Raw genomic sequence first — 20,307 nt, forward strand, 5'->3', positions numbered from 1 at the left:
GCGGGGATCTGCCTGCGGCGCCCGTTCCAGCCGCCGGTGCTCTCACTGGTCGTAGTCGACTTCGACGCTGTCGCTGGTGGGCACCGACTGGCAGGTGAGCACGTAGCCGGTGTCGAGCTCATCGGGTTCGAGCGCGTAGTTATCCGCCATGTCGACGGTGCCGGTGATGAGCTTGGCCTTGCAGGTGCCGCACACCCCGCCGGCGCACGCGTACGGCACGTCGGGCCGGGTGGTGAGTGCGGCCGAAAGGATCGTGTCGGGGTTGTCCTGCGGGGTGGTGGCCTTGCCGGTGCGGCCGTCGAGGGTGAAGGTCACGGTGCGCACCGGTCCCGAGGCGGTGGTCGGCCTGCGCGGCCGGCGCGGGCCTGCGCGCCCCTCGCCCTCCTTGCCGGTGGTGAAGAGCTCGAAGTGGATCCTCGAGCGGTCGACGTCGTGGGCGTCAAGCGTGGTGCGGGCCATCTCGACCAGGGGCAGGGGGCCGCAGAGAAACCATTCGTCGACGGTCTCAGGCGGGATGACGAGTTCGAGCAGCCGCTTGAGCTTGTCCTCGTCGATGCGCCCGGAGTACAGCTCGGCGCTGCGCCCTTCGCCGGAGAGGAAGTGGTGGACGTCGAAGCGGCCCATGTGGGCATCTTTGAGGTCGGCGAGGTCTTCTAAGAACATCACATCGGTGCTCGTGCGGTTGCCGTAGATGAGCGTGAAGTGCACTCCCGGGTGGGTGCGCAGCACCGAGGCGGCCAGCGACATGACCGGGGTGATGCCTGAACCCGCGGCGATCGCGACGATGCGGCCGGTGTCGGCCTTCGTCAGCCGGGAGGTGAAGCTGCCCTGCGGGTTCATCACCGCGATCGTGTCGCCGATGGACAGGTCGTTGCGCACGTGGGTGGAGAACAGCCCGTCGGCGACTTCCTTGACGCCGATGCGCAGGGTCTTGCCGTCCGGGGGTGCGCAGAGTGAGTAGCTGCGGCGGATCTCGGTGCCGCCGATGGTGGTCCGCAGCGCGATGTGCTGGCCGGGGATGTAGGAGAACTCATCGGAGAGCTCTTCGGGCACAGCGAAGCTGACTTCGACGGCGGTGGAGGTGAGTTCGCGGATGCCGTTGACCTTGAGGTCGTGGAAGCGCAGCCGCTGCCGAGGCGGGGCCGGGGTCTCAGGGGCCGGTGCGGTGGTGTTCTCGGCTGGGCTGGTGGTCTGGGTGTCAGAGGCTGCGGTCATCAGTGCACCTTGAAGTAGTCGAAGGGCTCGAGGCAGTCACTGCAGCGGTAGAGCGCTTTGCAGGCTGTCGAGCCGAAACGGGAGAGTTCATGGGTGTTGAGCGAGTGGCACAGCGGGCACTTGACAGCCATGCTCAGCCCGATCGGGCCGGCAGCGGCCTTGCCGGTCGGCGGAGCGATGCCGTAGGCGTCGAGTTTGGCCTTGCCCTCCTCGTTCATCCAGTCGGTCGTCCAGGCCGGTGAGAAGACGAGTTCGACATCGACCTCGGTGGCACCGGCGGCGCGCGCGGCGCGCTGCACGTCGGCTCGGATCGTCTCCATCGCCGGGCAGCCGGAGTAGGTCGGGGTGATGACGACGTGGGCGCGCAGACTGGCGTCCTCGCCAGTCCCCTGGCCTTCGCCGGTCTCCTGGCTCTCGCCGGTCTCGTTCGCCTCGCCGGCGGATTCGACCTCAACGGAGCGCAGGATCCCAAGATCCTCGATCGTCAGCACCGGGATCTCCGGATCGCACACGACGCGCACAGCGCGCACGATCGCCTCGGCGGTCTGGGCCGGTTCGGTCATCGGGGCGGCGGTGTCTGTGGCCATCACGATCGGTCCTCCTCACCAGGTGGCGCCGGGATGCTGGCGGGCGAGCACCTGCATCTCGGCGAGGATGTAGCCCAGGTGCGGTGAGTGCAGGCCGAAGCGTCCCTGCCCGCGCGCTGGCGGGATCTCCGGGACGCTCAGCGTCGCGGTCTCAAGGATCTCGGCCAGCTGGGCGTCGAACTCCTCTCGCAGGCCAGCCGCACTCACGGCCACTCCGGAGTCGATGAGGTCGGCGAACGGGCTGTCGTCGAACAGCTCGTCGACATACGGCCACATCATCTCCAGGCCGGCCTGCATGCGGCGGTGGGATTCCTCGGTGCCGTCACCGAGCCGCACGGTCCACATGCTGGCGTGTTCGACGTGGTAGTCGACTTCCTTGATCGACTTCGCCGCCACTGCGGCGAGGAACTCGTCGGTCGAGTCGAGCAGGCCGCGGTAGAGCAGCTGCTGGTACAGGCTGGTGAGCAGCACCTTGGCGATCGTCTGCCCGAAGTCACCGTTGGGCTGTTCGACGAGGGCGCAGGAGCGGAATTCGGACTCGTCGCGGAAGTAGGCGAGTTCGTCCTCGGTCTTGTCCAGGCCGCGACCGGCGTACTGCAGGAACATCCGCGCAGCCCCGAGCTGGTCGAGCGCGATGTTCGTCAGCGCGATGTCCTCTTCGAGTTCAGGTCCCTTGGCGACGAGCTCCCCGAGGCGCTGGGCGGTGATGAGCGCGTCGTCGCCGAGCATGAGGGCGTAGCGGGCGACGTCCTCACTCGGCACGGAGGTGATCGTCGCCGTCAGCGGGACGCCGGCGCCAGGCAGCAGCGGGTCGACTTCGAGTTCGTCGCCGACAGTCGGCATGCCCTGGGCTGCCGGCTGGACAGGCGGTGCCGGTTCGACTGTCTCGTAGTCCTCCGGGGCGTGCGCTTCGGCCTCAGGAGTGGGGTTGGTCTCGGTGCTCACAGGTGCGGCACCCCCTCGGCGCGGGTGTAGAAGGTCGGGTGGCGGTAGACCTTGTCGGCGGCCGGTTCGAAGTAGGAGTCCTTCGAGTCCGGTTCCGAGGCGGTGATCTGCTCGCTCGGCACGACCCACAGCGACACGCCTTCGCTGCGGCGGGTGTAGAGGTCGCGGGCGTTGGCCAGGGCCATGCGTGCGTCAGCGGCGTGCAGGGAGCCGGCGTGGACGTGGGAGAGGCCGCGATTGGGGCGGATGAAGACCTCCCACAGCGGCCAACCGCCGGTCGGCGTGCTGCCTGCCGAGGAGCCGTTGGTGGTGTTCTCCGTGCCCGAGGCGGTGGTCGGGTGGGTCATATCAGCTGGCCTCCTGGTAGGCGTCGGCGGCGCGACGGGACTGCTTGGCGGCGTACGCGGTGGCGGCTTCGCGCACCCATGCGCCGCCTTCATGGGCGGCTCTGCGGTTGGCGATGCGCAGGTGGTTGGATGGTCCGCGGCCCTTGAGGACCTCCTTGAACTCCGTCCAGTCGATCTCGCCGAAGTCGTAGTGGCCGCGCTCGTCGTTCCACTTCAGGTCCGGATCCGGCAGGGTCAGGCCGAGGACCTCGGACTGCGGGACGGTCATGTCGACGAACCGCTGGCGCAGCTCGTCGTTGGAGAAGCGCTTGATATTCCACGCCATCGACTGTGCCGAGTTCGGAGAGTCGGCATCCGGTGGGCCGAACATCATGAGCGAGGGCCACCACCAGCGGTTGACGGCGTCCTGGGCCATGGCCTTCTGCGCCTCGGTGCCGTGGGAGAGTTCGTAGAGGATCTCGAAGCCCTGGCGCTGGTGGAAGGACTCTTCCTTGCAGATGCGCACCATCGACCGGGCGTACGGGCCGTAGGAGGCGCGGCACAGCGGCACCTGGTTGCAGATCGCGGCACCGTCGACGAGCCAGCCGATCGCACCCATGTCCGCCCAGGTGGGGGTGGGGTAGTTGAAGATCGAGGAGTACCGGGCGGTGCCCTCGATGAGCTGCTCGGTCATGGTGTCGCGGTCGATGCCAAGCGTCTCGGCGGCCGAGTAGAGGTACAGGCCGTGGCCGGCTTCGTCCTGGACTTTGGCCATGAGGATCGATTTGCGCTTCAGACTCGGGGCGCGGGTGATCCAGTTGCCCTCGGGCTGCATGCCGATGATCTCGGAGTGGGCGTGCTGGCCGATCTGCCGGATGAGGGTCTTGCGGTAGGCATCGGGCATCCAGTCGCGCGGCTCGATCCGGCCTTCGGCGGCGATCCGGGCGTCGAATTCGGCCTGCGCCTCGGTGGTGTCGGGCTGGCCGTCCTGGGTGGGTACGGCAGTGGGTGCCGGGCGGTCTGCGGTGTGCATCGTTGCTCCTCTGCAGATCAGAATTACTGACCATTTGTTCAGATAATAGTAACCGGTGTGACGTGGGCCTCGCAAGACTGGGTTTCGGGCACGTTCGTCAACAGCTCTCCGGCGGACCCGATCCTTGCCGAGCAGACGCGGCTGACCCGTCGGGAATCCCGAGAGATTCGCCCCGACTGCTACATTCGGGGTAGCCGTTGCCGCGGCCGCCGCCCCCAAACCACCATTGGTTCGTACCGACGTCGAGGACGCTTAAGCGCTCCAAGAGGGTGACAGGACCCTTGATCACCCACGGGGTCTTCTACTAGCCGCATCCGCCGCTACCAGGCAGACCGCGAGGCGGGCGACAGGGTATTTGTGACAACCGTCGCTGCACGCCACTGGTCATGAGTGCGCCTGCCACCGCGATGACTATCGCGCCCAGAGCGCGAGGTTCGCCCAGCCCTCAGGGGCTCCCGTTCGCGCCAGCGGGACGATCTCGTTGTCGGGGTAAGTACGTAACAGCGCCGGCAAATGCTCCGCCGACGAGAGGCCGAGTTCCCGGTGCAAGTACTGGATCAGCGTGAGTTGGCCGAAAGCCCGGTTCATTCCCCCAGCCACCGGAATCAGCCGCCGGTCGTCGCTCAGCTTGGGTTTGATGTCGTAGACGCGGTTAAACATCCGAGCATGATGTGCCGCGTAGTTACGTACGATATTCAGCGATTTCAACCAAGACTCAAGCTGCGGGGCTTTCAGCTGACATTGGTCAGCGATGCGGTTGCGGACGATATTCGGCGACATGCCGTACAGGTGGGAAAGCATACCCCAGTCCATAATTTCCACTGCAGCCCAGATGGGCATATCCCCGCTGTATTTTGCTTTGTGATGAGCGACGAAGTCTTCTCTGGAAGCCTTCAAAGCAGCTGTGTATTTTCCTAGCCAGACTTCATGCATACTGCGGCCGTCGTTGCGTCGCTGACGTGCACGCGGGGCTAAGAGGTTTACGGACAGGTGGACCAGCGGATCGATACGCCCCAGTTCGTATCCGAGCATGGCTCGAACGGCCAGCTCGACTCGGTCCAGCTCGTTGAACACAGCATGCCGCAACCGCTCGTCAAACCCATAGAGCGCAATAACCAAGTCGAACGATGCGCCATCGACGAACTCGTCTAGCGCCTCGCCTGTGGCTGGGGCAAAGCGGCGCATCGGATACCAATATCCCGACAAACGATAGTAGTTGAGCCGAGTCAGAAGGTGCTCGGCACGAACTGGGTCCTCGACACGCATCCCACGCGAACGCAGCAGCTCGACCTGCTCTGCGTACGTTTTGAACTGCTTCGCCAGAGTCACTAGCGGGATCACCTTTTCAGCAAACGAAGACCGGCCCTGGACTCCCACCGAAGTGGGCAGCGGAACCGGTCATGTTACTTGGGATTTTACCGCAACTGATGCGCACGAGACCACCTGCCGCTGAAACTCTTGGACAGTGTCAGAACCGGGCCGCGACTCCAGCCGATCACATCGCGAAAAGTTCGCACGTTCGCCTGTCACCACCACAGCCTTCCGATCCGCACCTACACCGCCCCGCAGTTACAGCTAGCATCACACTCAGATTCGCTCGCTGCATCCCACCGGATCTTGAGACATTTCGCCCGTGTGGTTGACAGCACAGTCCTCGAGGGTGGACATTTAATGACCAAATGGTCGTTTAATCGCCGCGTGCTCAAGGAGGAGCCCCATGACCGACACTCAGCCCGCCCCTCAACTCATCGGCGGACAGGAGCACACCGGCCCCGAGGCGATGTACGCCAACGATCTGGCCTCCCGCCACCTCGGGATCAGCCTCGATGACCACGGCGACGGTCACGCGACCTGCTCAATGACCGTGACCGAGACGATGGTCAACGGCCACGGCATCACCCACGGCGGCTACGTCTTCCTCTTCGCCGACACGACCTTCGCAATGGCCTGCAACTCCATCGGCTCGGTGACCGTCGCCTCGGGCGGGGACATCACCTTCCTGCGCCCGAGCCGCACCGGTGACACGCTCACCGCCCACGGCAGGCGGGTGGCTGCCACGGGACGCTCGGGCATCTACGACGTCGAGGTGTTCCGCGGCGAGGAGCTCATCGCCGTCTACCGCGGCCGCTCCCGCACCCTGCCGGCACCGCCGACCGGCCGCTGACCTCTCCCAACCGACCCGCTCCCCTGCCGCTGAGACGAAGGAGTCCTCACCTCATGGCCGACCCCACCGCCCCCTCCACGACCACCGCCTCGGGAACGGGTGCCCAGCGGCACCTCGGGCAGGCACCGGACCCGCAGACCCTCGATGCCGAGGAGCGCATGGGCCTTGATGAGCTGCGCGCCCTGCAGCTCGAACGGCTCAAGGCCAGTGTTCGCCACGCCTATGAGAACGTGGAGCACTATCGGCGCTCGTTCGCCGCGGCCGATGTGCACCCCGATGACATTCAGAGCCTGGAGGACCTGCAGAAGCTACCCTTCACCCGCAAGTCCGACCTGCGCGACAACTACCCCTTCGGAATGTTCGCTGTGCCCCGCGACCAGGTCGCCCGCATCCACGCATCCTCGGGCACCACCGGCAAGCCGACGGTCGTGGGCTACACGAACGACGACATCAACTGCTGGTCGGCGCTCATGGGCCGGTCGTTGCGGGCCGCCGGCGCCCGGCCGGGCCAGATGCTGCACAACGCCTATGGCTACGGCCTGTTCACCGGCGGGCTCGGGGTGCACACCGGTGCGGAGCGCTCCGGTTACACCGTCGTGCCGATCTCCGGCGGGCAGACCCCGCGCCAGGTGCAGCTCATCCAGGACTTCCAGCCCGAGATCATCACCTCGACGCCGACCTACCTGCTCACGATCGCCGACGAGTTCGCCCGGCAGGGCATCGACCCGGCCGAGACCTCGCTCAGGACCGCGGTGTGCGGTGCCGAACCGTGGACCGATGGGATGCGCCGGGAGATCGAGCGGACCTTCGGCCTCGACGCCGTCGACATCTACGGCCTGTCCGAGGTGATGGGCCCAGGTGTGGCGATGGAGTGCGCGGAGACGAAGGACGGCCCGACGATCTGGGAGGACCACTTCTACCCGGAGATCGTCGATCCGTTCACCGGCGAGGTGCTGCCCGACGGCACCGAAGGCGAGCTCGTCTTCACCTCGCTGACCAAGCAGGCCACCCCGATCATCCGCTACCGCACCCACGATCTGGCCAGCCTGCTGCCGGGCACCGCGCGGCCGGCGTTCCGGCGGATGTCGCGGATCACCGGACGCTCCGATGACCTCATCATCATCCGCGGCGTCAACCTCTACCCGGCACAGGTCGAAGAGGTCATCTTCGACTTCGAGCAGCTCAGCCCGCACTTCCAGCTCGTCCTCACCCGCCCGGGCCGCATGGATGAGCTCACCATCGAGGTCGAGGCGCGCCCGGACCTGCCGACGAGCGCCTGGCAGGCACTCGAGCGTCGGCTCGCCGCGCGGCTCAAGGAGACGGTCGGGGTGACCTCGACGGTCATCATCGTCCACCCCGATACGCTGCAGCGTTCGGTCGGCAAGCTCAAGCGCATCATCGACCGTCGCGAGGACATCCGATAGGCAGATGCGGCAGGGCGGTCGCGGTGTGCTCGCCGCGGCCGCGCAGCTGCTCTTTCGCCCTAAGATGGTGGGATGACTGTGCAGACGGGGACACCGCGCCGGCGCGGCCGGCCCGGATACGACCGCGAAACGCTCATCGAGCGCTCCATCGAGATCTTCAACGAGCGCGGTTATCACGGCACATCGATGGACGCACTCGCCCGCGAGCTCGGGATCACGAAATCGGCGATCTACCATCATGTCGGCTCGAAGGAAGACCTCCTGGAGCAGGCCATCGCCCAGGGCCTCAATCAGCTCTTCGCCGTCATCGACTCCCAGGACGCCCGCACCGAGATCTCTGCCGAAGAGCGGCTGCGAGCGGTCATCCGCCGCAGCGTCGAGGTGCTCATCACCTACCGCGACTCCGTCGCCCTGCTGCTGCGGGTGCGCGGCACCTCGGCGGCAGAGCGGCGGGCACTCGAGAAGCGCCGCGAGATCGATGAGCGCACCCGCGCACTCGTCGAGGCCGCGATCGCCGAAGGATCCCTGCGCAGCGACATCGACCCCGGACTCATCACCCGCCTGCTCTTCGGGATGGTCAACTCGCTGACCGAGTGGTACCGGCCGCGCCCAGACCGCGACGCCGAAACCGTCGCGGATGCCGTGGCGACGATCGCCTTCGAGGGGCTGCGGGCGTAGTCAGCGTTGCTAGGCTCGGGCTGGACACGAACTCGACGCTGACCGGTCACTCCCCTGGTAGCGGCAATGTCGCCAGAAGATCTGCAGGAAGCATCTGACGCAGCACATCGTTACGCTCAGACTGCTGCTGAACGAAGCTCATCACTGGCGTGTTTCCGGTTTCGGTGAGCAGGTCGATCATCGACTGCGCATCGTGCTGCAGCCGAATGTAGGCACTGCCGGTTTCGGCTCCCAAATATGCCGGGCGTCCGACCGCCTTGGCAAAAGCCTCGGCGAATCGGAGGAGCCACAATCGAGCATCTTCAGCTGACAACGACTGTGCCTGGTGCTCACGGAATACTCGCTCGCACGCAACCGAATTCAGCCAGGAGCCATCCGCGCCTCGTTCATTTGTGTAAAGACGCCCGGAGCGAGAGAAGACATCCATGCGGCTGACGTGCGGAAGGGCTTCGAGTGCGGCGACGACATTCGCAGCCTCTGCAAGTGCGGACTCATGCGCGCTCGGAGGCGCCCATCGTCCGAGGTGGGGGTATCCGCGATCGAGTGAACGCTCCTCAGCAGACAGGCGCGAAACAGCTGGGGGTGTCGAAACCGCGACCACGTGCACTCGATAACCGGCTGACGCGAAACGCCGCACCGTCGCCGTCACCATCACTGCGTCGCGGAAGGTTCCTTCCAGCAGGATCGAGTATCGATGCGATCTCCCGTACTCGAGCGCGCGCCGGACGAGGCCTCCTGACACCGGAGCAGTCTCGTTTGGCATGGCGAGCGGTTCTTCCAGCGCCAGATGCCTGTACGCCGGGTGAAACTCGCGCAGGTCGTCGCAGGTGATCTCGACAAGGTCCTCGCTGCGATACTCAGCGGTCACTGCGAACTGGGCGCGTGTCTTACCAGCGGCAGGCTGGCCACCGAGGAGTATGAGGATCGGATTCCGCCGCGGCCGGTGTCCGTCGAAAAGGTCGTTCTTGACGTCACGTCCGAAGACGTGATCGAGCCACGCCTCCGACCCGACTTCGGCGCTGCCCTCCACTAGCCGACCAGCGCCTTGATCTGATCCTTCCAGGCTGCATCTTGGGCGATGAGGACGGCCCGGTCCTCTGGATCGAGCGCACGGACCTGCTGCTTGAGCAACCTGCGTCGCGACGCCCAGAATTCGCGGTCCTCCTCGGAAGCGGAAGAGTCGCGGCGGGCGAGAAACTCTGCTGAGAGGACCGACGATGTGTGCCGGGCAACGTCATACAACATCGCTGTCGAGATGCCCGCGTAACCGCTGACAACTGTTTGTTCTGATGCTGCGCTCTGAGACATGGTCGGCCTCCTATCTTCGATCCCATTCTAATGGGGTGGGTTCCCAGTCAGAACCTCGAAGCGGCAACTCGATTGAATGTGCCGTGGCGCGGCTCGGGTCTCACCGATCCGAACGTTTTCGGCACTCAGCTCTTGCTCTTCCCGGCTTCCTTCTCGACCAGGGTGAGCACGTCGTAGGTGGCGACGATGTCGTCGTTCTGGTTGGTCACGAGCGCATCCCAGCGGACTTCGCCGTACTCATCAGTTTCGCGCGGGGTGATCTGCTTGGCCGTCAGCGTCACGGTCAGCTCATCTCCCGGTGAGACCGGTGTGATGAAGCGCAGGTTCTCCAAGCCGTAGTTGGCGAGCACCGGGCCGGGCTCGGGCTTGACGAACAGGCCGGCTGCGAACGAGACGACGAGGTAGCCGTGGGCCACACGGCCGGGGAAGAAGGGGTTGGCAGCTGCGGCCTCTTCATCGGTGTGGGCGTAGAAGGTGTCGCCGGTGAACTCGGCGAAGTGCTCGACGTCCTCCAGGGTCACCTCGCGCGGGCCGCCGACGATCGTGTCGCCGATGCGCAGCTCGCTTAAGTCCTTGCCGAAGGGGTGACCGCCCTCAGTCCGGCGGGCGGCTTCAGGAGTCCAGGTGCCGGTGATCGCAGTGAGCATATCAGGTGAGGCCTGGATGGCGGTGCGCTGCATGTAGTGCAGCACCGAGCGGATGCCGCCGAGCTCCTCTCCCCCGCCGGCGCGGCCGGGCCCGCCGTGCACCAGGGTGGGCAGCGGTGAGCCATGGCCGGTCGATTCCTTGGCGTCGTCGCGGTCGAGGACGAGGATGCGGCCGTGCCAGGGCGCGGTGCAGAGGACGACCTCGCGGACGACCTCGGGGTCGTGGCTGACGACCGAGCCGACGAGCGAACCGCGGCCGCGGGCAGCGATCTCAACAGCCTCGGAAAGCGAGCTGTAGGGCACGAGCGTGGCGACCGGGCCGAAGGCCTCGACGTCGTGGACGGCATCGACGTCAGCGGCGGCCTTGAGCAGAGTCGGGGGCACGAACGCACGTGAAGCCGACCCCTCCCCCGATGCGCCGGCCGCCTCGCCGCCGCACACTACCTCTGCGCCGGCGGCTGTCAGGGTGCCGATCGCCTCACGCACATCGTCAGCCTGGTCAGCGGAGACGAGCGGGCCCATGCGGGTCGCCTCGTCGTGCGGGCTGCCGACGGTGACGCCGGCGAGCGTGCCGGCCACCGCCTCGGCGACGGCGTCGAGGTGCTCGGCGGGCACGAGCGCACGGCGGATGGCGGTGCACTTCTGGCCGGCCTTGGCGGTCATCTCGGTGACAAGCTGGCGGACGTAGAGGTCGAACTCCTCGCTGCCGGGACCGGCGTCGGGACCGAGGAGGGAGAAGTTGAGCGAGTCGGCTTCGGCGAAGAAGCGGGTGCCGCGCTCGGTCACGCAGGCATGGGAGGCGAGCGTCCGGGCGGTGGTCGCCGAGCCGGTAAAGGCGATGGTGTCCTGTTCGCTGAGGTGGTCGAAGAGGTCGCCGGTCGACCCGCAGATGAGCTGCAGCGCACCTTCGGGCAGCAGGCCGGATTCGATGATGTCGGTGACAACGGCGTGGGTGAGCTGGGCGCCGTTGGTGGCCGGCTTGACGATGACCGGCTGGCCGGCGGCGAACATCGGCCCGAACTTCTCCAGCATCCCCCAGACGGGGAAGTTGAAGGCGTTGATCTGCACGGACACTCCCGGACGGGCGGTGCAGATGTGCTGGCCGGCGAAGGTCTGGCGCTTCGACAGGCGCTCGACGCCGCCGTCGAGGTAGACGGTCGAGTTCGGCATCTGCCGGCGGGCGACCGAGGAGTAGGAGAACAGCGTCGAGATGCCGCCGTCGATGTCGATGAGGCCATCGCGGGCGGTCGCGCCGGTGGTGAGCGAGATCGCGTGGTAGCGGTCGCGGCGCTCGTTGAGGTAGGTGGCCAGGGCCTTGAGGATGACGCCGCGCTGGTGGAAGGTCAGCGCACGCACGGCCGGCCCGCCGGTGTCGCAGGCGTGGGCGACGACGGCTGAGAAGTCGATGCCCGCAGACGACACGCCGGCCAGTGCGGTGCCGGTGGCCGGGTCGCAGATCGTGCGTACGTGCGGCTGAGATCCTTGCGAAGTGTCGTCGGCCGTTCCCGAGGTGTCGGCGGCGGGGGCAGTCCATGTCCCGCAGGCGTAGGAGGTGAGGATTTCGGTCATGGCGGCTCCTAAGATCGACGTCGTCGTCGTGCCCGCCGCTGGGTGCGCGGGCAGCGCTTTTCATACTAACCGTTCGGTCAGTTATTGTCATGGGTACTAAGCTGTTGGCCAATCCGGACGCGAGGAGTCTGCACATGGCGCGTGACATCGATGACATCGACCGCCGGATCATCGCCGCCCTCGTCGCCGACTCCCGCTCGTCGATCCGGCAGCTGGCCGAGCGCGTGCACATCTCCCGCTCCGCCGCCCATTCCCGGCTCAACGCCCTCATCGAATCCGGTGCCATCCGCCGCTTCACCGCCGATATCGACAAAGCCGCCCTCGGCATGACCGTCTCGGCTGTCGTCGTCGTCAAGATCGGCGAGCGCCCGTGGCCGGATGTCCGCGATGACCTGGCCGCCCTGCCGTTCGTCGAGAAGGTCCAGGCCGTCAGCGGCGATATCGACGCGCTGCTGACCGTCAACGCGCCGTCGAACACTGAGCTGTCCCAGGTGATCCTGCGGCAGGTGCACGAGATTCCCGGCATCGTCTCGACCCGCTCGCTGCTCGTCCTCGACGAAGTCGACGGGCACCGCCCCGGCAGCTGAGCGGACTTTTCACACCACCTAGCGGTCACCGCCGACCGGGCCCGCTTGACCCATCATGTCTAAAGCGCCCCGGTTCCGTTGCAGCCGTACGCAAACCGCCTCGGGCCTGGTGGACGAATGTCCCAGCACACCTGAGTCTCCACGCGCGTTCGTCCGATAAAGCGCTGACGGTCGGCCACCCGTCTGGCAGTGACCCGGTCTGCTGGTGCCGTGATCGCGATCACAGGACGATGGTTGCATGACTATCGACATTCCACGCTCTGCCGACGCCGCCAGGGAGGTGCCGTCGCTGCACCCGATCAGCTTCATCGACGAAGCCGGCCAGGTCACCGACGCCCAAGCACCCGACGGTCTGCGCATGCCCTCGGCTGACATGCTGCTCAAGCTCTACCGCCGGATGGTCATCGCCCGGCGCTTCGAAGCCCAGGTCACTGCGCTCACCCGCCAGGGACGTCTGGCAACCTACCCGTCAGCCGCCGGCCAGGAGGCCTGCGAGATCGGGGCGGTGTCTGCGCTCAAGGACACCGACTGGCTCTTCCCCACCTACCGCGACTCCGCCGCCCTGCTCACCCGCGGGATTCCGGTGCCGGAGATCCTCGCAGCCTTCCGCGGCGACTGGCACTGCGGCTTCGACCCGCACGCCCACTGCACCGCACCGGCAGCCACTCCCCTGGCCACCCAGGGCTTGCACGCCGCCGGCTTCGGCATGGCCGCCGCGCTGCGCGGTGAGGACACCGCGACCCTGACGTTCATGGGCGACGGCGCCACCAGCGAGGGCGATGCGCACGAAGCATTCAACTTCGCTGCCGTGTGGCAGACCCCGACGGTGTTCTTCATTCAGAACAACCAGTACGCGATCTCGGTGCCGCTGCGCGAGCAGACCAACGCCACCCTGCTGGCGGACAAGGCGATCGGCTACGGGATGCCCGGCTACTGCGTCGACGGCAATGACGTCGCCGCCGTCTACGCCGTCGTCACCGCCGCGATCGACCGCGCCCGCGCCGGTGATGGCCCGACCCTGATCGAGGGCCTGACCTACCGGATCGAAGCGCACACGAACTCCGATGACCCGACCCGCTACCGCGACGGGGCCGAGGTCGACATCTGGAAGCGCCGCGACCCGATCGCGCGCCTGGAGTCCTACCTGCGCCAGACAGGTGCACTCGACGACGGCTCGGTCGAGGCGATCGCCGCCGATGCCGAGGAGTTCGCCGCCGAGGTCCGTGAGGCGATGAACACCGAAGCCGAGCGCAACCCGCTCGAGATCTTCGACCACGTCTACGCCCACGCCCGCCCAGCTCTGGCCGAGCAGCGCGCCCTGCTGGCTGCCGAGCTGGAAGAGGTGTCATGACTGCTGAGATGACCACCGCCTCGGGCACGGAGACCGAGGCGAGCACACGCCCGGTGTCGATGACGACCGCACTCAACACCGCGCTGCGCGATGCGCTGGCAGCCGATGACTCCGTCGTCGTCTACGGCGAGGACGTCGGCCGGCTCGGCGGTGTCTTCCGCGTCACCGACGGGCTGCGCGGAGAGTTCGGCGCTGAGCGCGTGTGGGACTCCCCGCTGGCCGAATCCGGGATCATCGGCACCGCTGTCGGCATGGCGATGGCCGGGATGCGCCCGGTCGTCGAGATGCAGTTCGATGCCTTCTCCTACCCGGCGTTCGAGCAGATCGCGTCGCATGTGGCCAAGATGCGCAATCGCACCCGAGGACAGGTCGAGCTGCCGATCGTCATCCGCATCCCGTGTGCTGGCGACATCGGCGGTGTCGAACACCATTCGGACTCCTCGGAGGCCTATTGGTGCGCCACCCCAGGGCTGACGGTCGTCACCCCGTCGAACCCGGCTGATGCGTATTCGATGCTGCGTGAGGCGATCGCAAGCCCGGACCCGATCATCTTCATGGAGCCGAAGTCCCGCTACTGGTCGAAGGACACGCTGACCCTGCCGGTGCAGACCGCGTCGATGTATGAGGCGCAGGTCGTGCGTGAGGGCAGCGATGTCACGCTGCTGTCCTACGGCCCGACCGTGCGCACCGCGCTCGCCACTGCTGAGGCCGGTGCCGAGGAGGGTGTATCGATCGAGGTCATCGACCTGCGCAGCCTCTCCCCCTTCGACGACGCCACCGTCGCCGCGTCGGTTGCGAAGACCTCACGGGCTGCTGTCCTGCATGAGGCCGCGCAGTTCTGCGGTTACGGCGCCGAGGTGGCAGCCCGGGTGACTGAACGCTGCTTCACCTCGCTGGCCGCCCCGGTGCTGCGCATCACCGGCTTCGACGTGCCGTTCCCGGCCCCGAAGCTCGAGGAGTTCTACCTGCCGACACCCGACCGCATCCTCGATGCCTTGGACAAGTGGGAGTGGGAGCTGTGACCGCCACACACACGAGCACCGGCCAGGACTTCATCCTCCCGGACCTGGGCGAGGGTCTGACCGAGGCCGAGGTGGTGAGCTGGAAGGTCGAAGTCGGTGACACCGTCGCGATCGACGAGATCGTCGCCGAGGTCGAATCCGCCAAGAGCGTCGTCGACCTGCCCTGCCCCTATGCCGGTGTCGTCACCGCCCTGCACTTCGCCGAGGGCGACACCGTCCACGCCGGTCAGGCGATCCTGACGATCGGCGGCGAACACGGCAGCGCTGGAGGTAGCGCCGCCGGCAGCACTGGAGGCGGCGCCGCGGATGACGGTGCTGCTGACGGTGCGGGACCATCCGGCGGCGAGGACGTCGTGCCCGGCACGGCACTGCGCTCCACCGACGGCGATGACACACCTCCCGCCCCCGGCGAGGAGAGCGAAGGCTCCGGTGCTGTGCTCATCGGCTACGGCACCAAGGAGGTCTCCGGCGCCACACGCTCCGGCCGCCGCAGCTTCGGCAGGAAGACCGGTCACCAGGCCGCCCAGCCGCAGCCAGCAGCCCAAGCCCAGCCCTCGGCTGCGCCGGATACCGCGCCTGCCCCGGCCGCCCCGGGTGCCGCACCTGCCTCGGCTGAGGCGACCGGCGCCTCGGGCGCGGGGAAGTTCTCCCGCGTCGTCTCACCGCTGGTGCGCAAGATGGCCGCCGACAACGGCTTCGTCGCCAAAGAGCTCACCGGCTCCGGACCCGGCGGCATGGTCATGCGCCGCGACGTCATGGACGAGATCGCCCGCCGCTCCGAAACCGGCACGCAGACAGGCGATACCGCGGCACCGGCTGCCACCGCCTCGGGTGCGGACACGGTCATCCCGCTGACCGGGCTGCGCAAGGTCGTCGCCGAACGGCTGTCCCGCTCGCGCCAGGAGGTCCCGGAGGCCACGATCTGGCTCGACGTTGACGCCACCGAGCTGCTGGCTGCCAAGAAGCAGCTCGAAGCCAAGCACGGCGAGAAGTTCTCGGTCATGTCGCTCGTCGCCCGGTTCGTCACCGCTGGCCTGCAGAAGTGGCCGATCCTCAACTCTTCTGTCGATGAGGCCGCCGGTGAGATCCGCGTGCATGCAGACGTCAACCTCGGGTTGGCCGCCGACACCCCGCGCGGGCTCATGGTCCCGGTCGTCCACGGTGCTGGCGGGATGACATTGCGGCAGCTGCGCGATGCGATCGGGGACAAGGTCGACAAGGCCTCAACCGGGCGCTTCGACCCCTCCGAACTGAGCGGCGGGACGTTCACGCTGAACAACTACGGTGTGTTCGGCGTCGACGGATCGGCACCGATCATCAACCTGCCCGAAGTCGCGATGCTCGGCCTGGGCCGGATCAAGGAGCGGCCGTGGGTGGTCGACGGTGAGCTGACGGTGCGCAAGGTGATGTACCTGTCGTTCGTGTTCGACCACCGGGTGTGCGATGGCCGTGAGCCCAGCGAGTTCATCACCTTCATCGCCGACTGCATCGAGAATCCCATCAGCTTCTTAGCTGATATCTGAGCTCGACCGGCCGCCAGCTCACAGGCGAATTGCTGACGCAGATCGTGGCGTGCCCGCGCTCATAGGAGCACGGCTGGGCCCCGGTCGGAGATCCACGGGATCTCCGACCGGGGCTTTGTGCTGTCGAGGCAGCGCTACACCCGGGCAGGACGATCGACCATAGCGGCCGGTTTCGTTGCGAGCGAAACGACGATCAGCACGACGATGGCGATCGGAGCGGCGATGACCACCGAACGGACTTCTTCGGCGGGGCCGAAGACCTCCCATAGGATTGTCGCGATCCCGCCGATCAGCATGGATGCCACTGCTCCCGCAGCGCTGGCACGCTTCCAGAACAGCGCCGCCAACACCGTGGGCGTCACCGCGGCCCCGTACATCGTGTAGGCGTACATCTGCAGTTCCAGCAGCGTGGGGAAGAACTGGACCATGACGAAGGCGAGCACGGCAACTGCAGCCACTGCGATTCGGCCGACGACAACCTGGCTGCGCTCGTGCGACGGTTCGCGACGGCGCCCACGGAACACGAGGTCGTAGACGATGTTGCCTGAGCATGTGAGCAGGTACGACGAACCGGTTGTGACGATGAGCGCCAGGGCGGCAACCAGGAGCGTCGCCCCAACGACTGCAGGGGTGAAGTCCCCTGCCGCAAGCCCGAGGATCGCCATATCGGCTTCAGACGATGGGTTCACGATCGTCGCTGCCGAGGCCAGCAGTATGATTGGCGCCACCATGAATATCGCACCGATAAAGAACAACCCGGTTGCCTTGCGTGCGCTCGCCGGGCTCTGCGCAGCGGCAAGGCGCTGGTGCATGTTCTGGTCGCCAAGTACCAGGAGGAAGAGTGGGAGGAAGTAACCCAGGATCTGCAGCGGGGTCAGTTTTCCGGTCACTGTGCGGAATGCCGGGTCGAGCTGGTTGACGTAGCCGCCGAAGCCGCCCAGGTCATGCACGAAAACGAAGTACAGCGTTGCCAGCAAACCGATGACGATCAGCGCTGAAGAGAGGAAGTCGGTCCACGCTACGGATTTCAGTCCGCCTGACAGTGACAAGAAGGTGATGACGACAACGGCGATGAGCGTGCCCTGCACCTCGGACAGAGGTGTGATGAGGGTGAAGATGTAGCCTGCCCCGGTGAACTGGTACGCGGCGATCCCGATGAATGCGACGAGGACGACGATCGTACCGATGACACCCGTGGCCTGACCAAACCGTGCACGCAGCAGTTCTGGCACGGTGTGGAAGGAATTCTCGCGCACTTTCTTCGCCATCAGAGACAGCGCGATGATTCCGACGAACGTGCCCAGGAAGAAGAAGACTCCCGGAATCGGCCCATTGGCGAAGATGAAGCTCGCTCCGCCGATGATCGAACCGGAACCGACGAAAGTCGCGAGCAGAGTGCCAGCGAGCACCCACGGTGGCAGGGATTGCCCGGCCAACATAAAATCCTCGCCGTCCTTCATCGCCGACTTACGAGAGAACCACGCAGCAACAAGGACCATGAGCAGTAGGTACCCGACCAGGACACTGATATTCACCACGGACACGGATCCTCCTCAGTTCGGCTGATAAGCATGCGTGAATAGTTACACGAATCACACCGTGGTGCAAGGACTTTTGCAGACTGCCCCGAGCGTCAGTCGAGAATCGCAGAAACGTCCAACGCAGTCGGATCGTCCTTCACGACGCCAAGCCCATGCCAAAGCTGATCGACACGACGCAGGCTCTTCTCGACGTTCTCGCGATGTTCAGTGGCGATGAGCTTGAGCACTGCCTGCACAACAGAGAACACTCCCGTCATCGACGGAAGGTACCGAGGACTTCCGCTCGACACGAGAATGGAGTGGTCGGCGGCTTCAGTCACAGCAGTCGAACGATCGGCGATGACGAGCAGAGGCACACCTCGAGAGGCGGCCTCCAGTGCCAGCTGATTGATGACGTCGGTGGTCTTCCAGACGTTGAAGACCACGAGCACATCGTCTTCTCCGAGCCGCCTGGCGGCATTGATCTGCGCCGTGGCTGACCCGGCGTATTGCTCGACATTGAACCCGAAAAGCTGCGCACCATGCGCCAGCACACCGCCTGGCCCGGAACAGTAACCGGTCGCCAGGACCGCCGTACTGCGAGCCGAGGCGATCATCCGAGCGGCCGCAACCATCTCGTCTTCGTCGATCGCCTCCAGCAGGAGCTCAAGCATCCGAATGTCTTCGGCGATCGAAGAACTCACTGTGCGATCAAAAGCAGCTTCACTCTGGCCCATAATGCGATCAGCAGTGAGGGTAGCGAGATAGTGGCCACGCAGGTCGGTCACGAAGTCCGGCCAGCCGCGATACCCCAGGTACTGAGCACAGCGCGTCGCTGAAGCAACGTTGACCCCGGCCATTGTCGCGACCTGCTGCGCAGTCGCGAACGCGGCAGTCTCAGGTTCAGACGAGATGACACCGAGCACACGCGCAATCGCCGGAGAGGGAGTCCGGTCTCCAATGAGCTTCTCTATCCAGAGCACGGTGCCATCAGCCATCGTATTGCAAACACCTTTGCAGCAGGTTACGTTTGATCCAGACACAGCAGCTACCGCTTATCTGTCGGCAGGAGAGACCGGATGCACCTAGATGAATCAATCACTGCTATCACCAACGTGCGGATTCTCGATCCAGTCACCGAAACCGTGTCTGAACCGCAGTCTATCCAGATCAACGGTGATCGGATTTCGAGCATCAGTGCGGCAAACAACGAGTCCGACTCCTCAATCGATGCCGGAGGAGCGATCGCGATACCCGGTCTCATCGACTGTCACGTTCACGTTCTGGCCAATACTGCAGACCTTGGACGCCTGGGTGATGAGTCGCCTGCATACCTGACCGCGTCGGCCATCAACACGATGCAAGGTGCTCTCCGACGCGGTTTCACAACGCTTCGGGATGCCGGAGGTGCGGACTTCGGGCTGGCCAGGGCAGCTGCAGAGCAGCTATTCCTTGCACCTCGGCTGTTCTTCGGCGGGAAGGCTCTGTCTCAAACCGGCGGCCATGCCGATATGCGCGGACCGGGGACGTCCATCGTCGACCAGCACCAGTGCTGCCCGCACATTGGGACGGTGTGCGACGGCGTCGATGAAGTCCGCAAGGCCGCTCGCATGCAGTTGCGGACAGGTGCGGACCACATCAAGATCATGCTCTCGGGCGGCGTCGCTTCGCCAACCGACCGAATCGACTCTACACAGTTCTCTGATGAGGAGATTCGGGCCGCCGTCGAAGAGGCAGCCGCTTCAAACCGCTACGTTCTCGGACACGCCTACACTGCCCGCGCGATCAACCGTGGGCTGAAGCTCGGGGTCCGCTCTATCGAGCACGGCAACCTTCTCGATGACGAGAGCATCAGACTCTTCACTGAGAACGACGCGTTCCTCGTGCCGACTCTTGTGACTTATGAACGGTTGAAGGCCGAAGGAGTCCGCCACGGACTGCCGCAGGCAAGCGCCGACAAGGTCGACAGTGTGCTCTACGCAGGCCTGAAGGCACTCGAAGCCGCGGATCAGGGCGGGGTCAACATCGCGTACGGCTCTGACCTGCTGGGTGACATGTGGAAATGGCAGAGCAAAGAGTTCGAGATCCGTTCGCAAGTCCAGTCCGCTGGTGCCGTCCTGCGTTCTGCGACAACAGTGGCCGCTCGCCTGTTGGATCAGGAAGGCGAACTCGGAATCATCCGCGAAGGCGCTCAGGCCGATATTGTCCTCTTGAACGCCAATCCGCTCGATGACATTACTGTGCTGGCGGAACCGCAGAAGTCGGTGCGTCACGTTTTCGTCCGCGGAGGCCTGGTTCACGCATAACCGATATAACTGCGGAGCGCTCATGCTAATGGGCACGATTGCTGTCGACGGCTTCGTGGGACACCGATGATCAGTACCGCGGGACGCGAAGTCGTGTGTTGC

The 20,307-nt window shown here is 65.7% G+C and carries 19 protein-coding genes; 8 read left to right on the forward strand and 11 right to left on the reverse strand.

Translation table 11 applies throughout. The annotated features are described in order from the left end of the window. Nucleotides 1-42 precede the first annotated feature (42 nt). From paaE to HLA91_RS12240, 6 genes are all read right to left on the reverse strand, one after another. Entirely contained in the window at nucleotides 43-1,215 is a 1,173-nt protein-coding gene (paaE, locus tag HLA91_RS12215) for a 1,2-phenylacetyl-CoA epoxidase subunit PaaE (RefSeq protein ID WP_170274908.1), read from the reverse strand. Beyond that, nucleotides 1,215-1,802 carry a 1,2-phenylacetyl-CoA epoxidase subunit PaaD gene (gene paaD, locus HLA91_RS12220; protein ID WP_420867899.1) on the reverse strand — a complete coding sequence of 196 codons (588 nt, stop codon included), beginning with the start codon at nucleotides 1,800-1,802 and terminating at the stop codon, nucleotides 1,215-1,217. Before paaD ends, paaE begins: the two co-directional genes overlap by 1 nt. 15 nt (nucleotides 1,803-1,817) lie before the next feature. Beyond that, nucleotides 1,818-2,747 carry a 1,2-phenylacetyl-CoA epoxidase subunit PaaC gene (gene paaC / locus HLA91_RS12225; RefSeq protein WP_259832855.1) on the reverse strand — a complete coding sequence of 310 codons (930 nt, stop codon included), beginning with the start codon at nucleotides 2,745-2,747 and terminating at the stop codon, nucleotides 1,818-1,820. Beyond that, the gene (paaB, locus tag HLA91_RS12230) at nucleotides 2,744-3,094 is read right to left on the reverse strand and encodes a 1,2-phenylacetyl-CoA epoxidase subunit PaaB (RefSeq protein ID WP_170274909.1); all 351 of its coding nucleotides are present in this window, start codon (nucleotides 3,092-3,094) and stop codon (nucleotides 2,744-2,746) included. Before paaB ends, paaC begins: the two co-directional genes overlap by 4 nt. A gap of 1 nt (nucleotide 3,095) precedes the next feature. After that, nucleotides 3,096-4,106, reverse strand: coding sequence for a 1,2-phenylacetyl-CoA epoxidase subunit PaaA (gene paaA / locus HLA91_RS12235; protein ID WP_170274910.1), 1,011 nt, complete (start codon nucleotides 4,104-4,106; stop codon nucleotides 3,096-3,098). Between the two features lie 411 nt (nucleotides 4,107-4,517). Continuing rightward, nucleotides 4,518-5,435, reverse strand: coding sequence for an Abi family protein (locus HLA91_RS12240; RefSeq protein ID WP_170274911.1), 918 nt, complete (start codon nucleotides 5,433-5,435; stop codon nucleotides 4,518-4,520). Between the two features lie 388 nt (nucleotides 5,436-5,823). Between HLA91_RS12240 and paaI the strand changes: the two genes are divergently transcribed. The 3 genes from paaI to HLA91_RS12255 all read left to right on the forward strand — a co-directional run bounded on the left by paaI (nucleotide 5,824) and on the right by HLA91_RS12255 (nucleotide 8,372). Continuing rightward, nucleotides 5,824-6,270: a hydroxyphenylacetyl-CoA thioesterase PaaI gene (paaI, locus tag HLA91_RS12245; protein WP_204514235.1), complete on the forward strand. Its 447-nt coding sequence runs from the start codon at nucleotides 5,824-5,826 to the stop codon at nucleotides 6,268-6,270. Between the two features lie 53 nt (nucleotides 6,271-6,323). Continuing rightward, nucleotides 6,324-7,694 (forward strand): phenylacetate--CoA ligase PaaK, encoded by a 1,371-nt coding sequence (gene paaK, locus HLA91_RS12250; protein WP_170274912.1) that lies wholly within the window; start codon nucleotides 6,324-6,326, stop codon nucleotides 7,692-7,694. Between the two features lie 72 nt (nucleotides 7,695-7,766). Beyond that, nucleotides 7,767-8,372 carry a TetR/AcrR family transcriptional regulator gene (locus tag HLA91_RS12255; RefSeq protein ID WP_170274913.1) on the forward strand — a complete coding sequence of 202 codons (606 nt, stop codon included), beginning with the start codon at nucleotides 7,767-7,769 and terminating at the stop codon, nucleotides 8,370-8,372. Between the two features lie 46 nt (nucleotides 8,373-8,418). On the opposite strand, the gene HLA91_RS12260 is transcribed toward HLA91_RS12255, so the two are convergent. From HLA91_RS12260 to paaZ, 3 genes are all read right to left on the reverse strand, one after another. Next, the gene (locus tag HLA91_RS12260) at nucleotides 8,419-9,402 is read right to left on the reverse strand and encodes a zeta toxin family protein (RefSeq protein ID WP_170274914.1); all 984 of its coding nucleotides are present in this window, start codon (nucleotides 9,400-9,402) and stop codon (nucleotides 8,419-8,421) included. Beyond that, a complete protein-coding gene (locus tag HLA91_RS12265) occupies nucleotides 9,402-9,680 on the reverse strand; it encodes a hypothetical protein (RefSeq protein ID WP_170274915.1) in 279 nt (92 codons plus the stop codon). The genes HLA91_RS12260 and HLA91_RS12265 overlap by 1 nt, the downstream gene beginning before the upstream one ends. A gap of 125 nt (nucleotides 9,681-9,805) precedes the next feature. Further along, nucleotides 9,806-11,896, reverse strand: coding sequence for a phenylacetic acid degradation bifunctional protein PaaZ (gene paaZ, locus HLA91_RS12270; RefSeq protein ID WP_170274916.1), 2,091 nt, complete (start codon nucleotides 11,894-11,896; stop codon nucleotides 9,806-9,808). Nucleotides 11,897-12,030: 134 nt separating this feature from the next. Here paaZ and HLA91_RS12275 point away from each other — a divergent pair, with 134 nt between their 5' ends. The 4 genes from HLA91_RS12275 (at nucleotide 12,031) to HLA91_RS14240 (ending at nucleotide 16,379) form a co-directional block, all read left to right on the forward strand. Then, complete coding sequence (locus HLA91_RS12275) at nucleotides 12,031-12,483, forward strand: Lrp/AsnC family transcriptional regulator (protein ID WP_165884162.1); 453 nt, start codon at nucleotides 12,031-12,033, stop codon at nucleotides 12,481-12,483. Between the two features lie 238 nt (nucleotides 12,484-12,721). Next, on the forward strand, nucleotides 12,722-13,834 hold the full coding sequence (pdhA, locus tag HLA91_RS12280) for a pyruvate dehydrogenase (acetyl-transferring) E1 component subunit alpha (protein ID WP_170274917.1): 1,113 nt from the start codon (nucleotides 12,722-12,724) through the stop codon (nucleotides 13,832-13,834). Then, nucleotides 13,831-14,856: an alpha-ketoacid dehydrogenase subunit beta gene (locus HLA91_RS12285; protein ID WP_170274918.1), complete on the forward strand. Its 1,026-nt coding sequence runs from the start codon at nucleotides 13,831-13,833 to the stop codon at nucleotides 14,854-14,856. Before pdhA ends, HLA91_RS12285 begins: the two co-directional genes overlap by 4 nt. Next, nucleotides 14,853-16,379: a 2-oxo acid dehydrogenase subunit E2 gene (locus HLA91_RS14240; RefSeq protein WP_170274919.1), complete on the forward strand. Its 1,527-nt coding sequence runs from the start codon at nucleotides 14,853-14,855 to the stop codon at nucleotides 16,377-16,379. The genes HLA91_RS12285 and HLA91_RS14240 overlap by 4 nt, the downstream gene beginning before the upstream one ends. A gap of 134 nt (nucleotides 16,380-16,513) precedes the next feature. Here HLA91_RS14240 and HLA91_RS12295 read toward each other — a convergent pair whose 3' ends face one another. Next, nucleotides 16,514-17,923, reverse strand: a complete 1,410-nt coding sequence (locus HLA91_RS12295) for a sodium:solute symporter family transporter (RefSeq protein WP_170274920.1) — start codon at nucleotides 17,921-17,923, stop codon at nucleotides 16,514-16,516. Between the two features lie 89 nt (nucleotides 17,924-18,012). Next, nucleotides 18,013-18,897 carry a MurR/RpiR family transcriptional regulator gene (locus HLA91_RS12300; RefSeq protein ID WP_170274921.1) on the reverse strand — a complete coding sequence of 295 codons (885 nt, stop codon included), beginning with the start codon at nucleotides 18,895-18,897 and terminating at the stop codon, nucleotides 18,013-18,015. Between the two features lie 81 nt (nucleotides 18,898-18,978). Here HLA91_RS12300 and HLA91_RS12305 point away from each other — a divergent pair, with 81 nt between their 5' ends. Continuing rightward, nucleotides 18,979-20,205 (forward strand): metal-dependent hydrolase family protein, encoded by a 1,227-nt coding sequence (locus tag HLA91_RS12305; protein WP_170274922.1) that lies wholly within the window; start codon nucleotides 18,979-18,981, stop codon nucleotides 20,203-20,205. The last annotated feature ends 102 nt before the right edge of the window (nucleotides 20,206-20,307 follow it).

Source organism: Brevibacterium luteolum (assembly GCF_013004595.1).
GTDB classification, from domain to species: Bacteria; Actinomycetota; Actinomycetes; order Actinomycetales; family Brevibacteriaceae; genus Brevibacterium; species Brevibacterium luteolum.

Bases quoted from the DNA above. Each gene is read 5' to 3' on its own strand.
- paaB (WP_170274909.1), bottom strand. From the start codon at position 3,094: ATGACCCACCCGACCACCGCCTCGGGCACGGAGAACACCACCAACGGC.
- paaA (WP_170274910.1), bottom strand. From the start codon at position 4,106: ATGCACACCGCAGACCGCCCGGCACCCACTGCCGTACCCACCCAGGAC.
- HLA91_RS12265 (WP_170274915.1), bottom strand. From the start codon at position 9,680: ATGTCTCAGAGCGCAGCATCAGAACAAACAGTTGTCAGCGGTTACGCG.
- pdhA (WP_170274917.1), top strand. From the start codon at position 12,722: ATGACTATCGACATTCCACGCTCTGCCGACGCCGCCAGGGAGGTGCCG.
- HLA91_RS12255 (WP_170274913.1), top strand. From the start codon at position 7,767: ATGACTGTGCAGACGGGGACACCGCGCCGGCGCGGCCGGCCCGGATAC.
- paaE (WP_170274908.1), bottom strand. From the start codon at position 1,215: ATGACCGCAGCCTCTGACACCCAGACCACCAGCCCAGCCGAGAACACC.
- HLA91_RS12300 (WP_170274921.1), bottom strand. From the start codon at position 18,897: ATGGCTGATGGCACCGTGCTCTGGATAGAGAAGCTCATTGGAGACCGG.
- HLA91_RS12275 (WP_165884162.1), top strand. From the start codon at position 12,031: ATGGCGCGTGACATCGATGACATCGACCGCCGGATCATCGCCGCCCTC.
- paaI (WP_204514235.1), top strand. From the start codon at position 5,824: ATGACCGACACTCAGCCCGCCCCTCAACTCATCGGCGGACAGGAGCAC.
- paaD (WP_420867899.1), bottom strand. From the start codon at position 1,802: ATGGCCACAGACACCGCCGCCCCGATGACCGAACCGGCCCAGACCGCC.
- paaZ (WP_170274916.1), bottom strand. From the start codon at position 11,896: ATGACCGAAATCCTCACCTCCTACGCCTGCGGGACATGGACTGCCCCC.
- paaK (WP_170274912.1), top strand. From the start codon at position 6,324: ATGGCCGACCCCACCGCCCCCTCCACGACCACCGCCTCGGGAACGGGT.
- HLA91_RS12305 (WP_170274922.1), top strand. From the start codon at position 18,979: ATGCACCTAGATGAATCAATCACTGCTATCACCAACGTGCGGATTCTC.
- HLA91_RS12285 (WP_170274918.1), top strand. From the start codon at position 13,831: ATGACTGCTGAGATGACCACCGCCTCGGGCACGGAGACCGAGGCGAGC.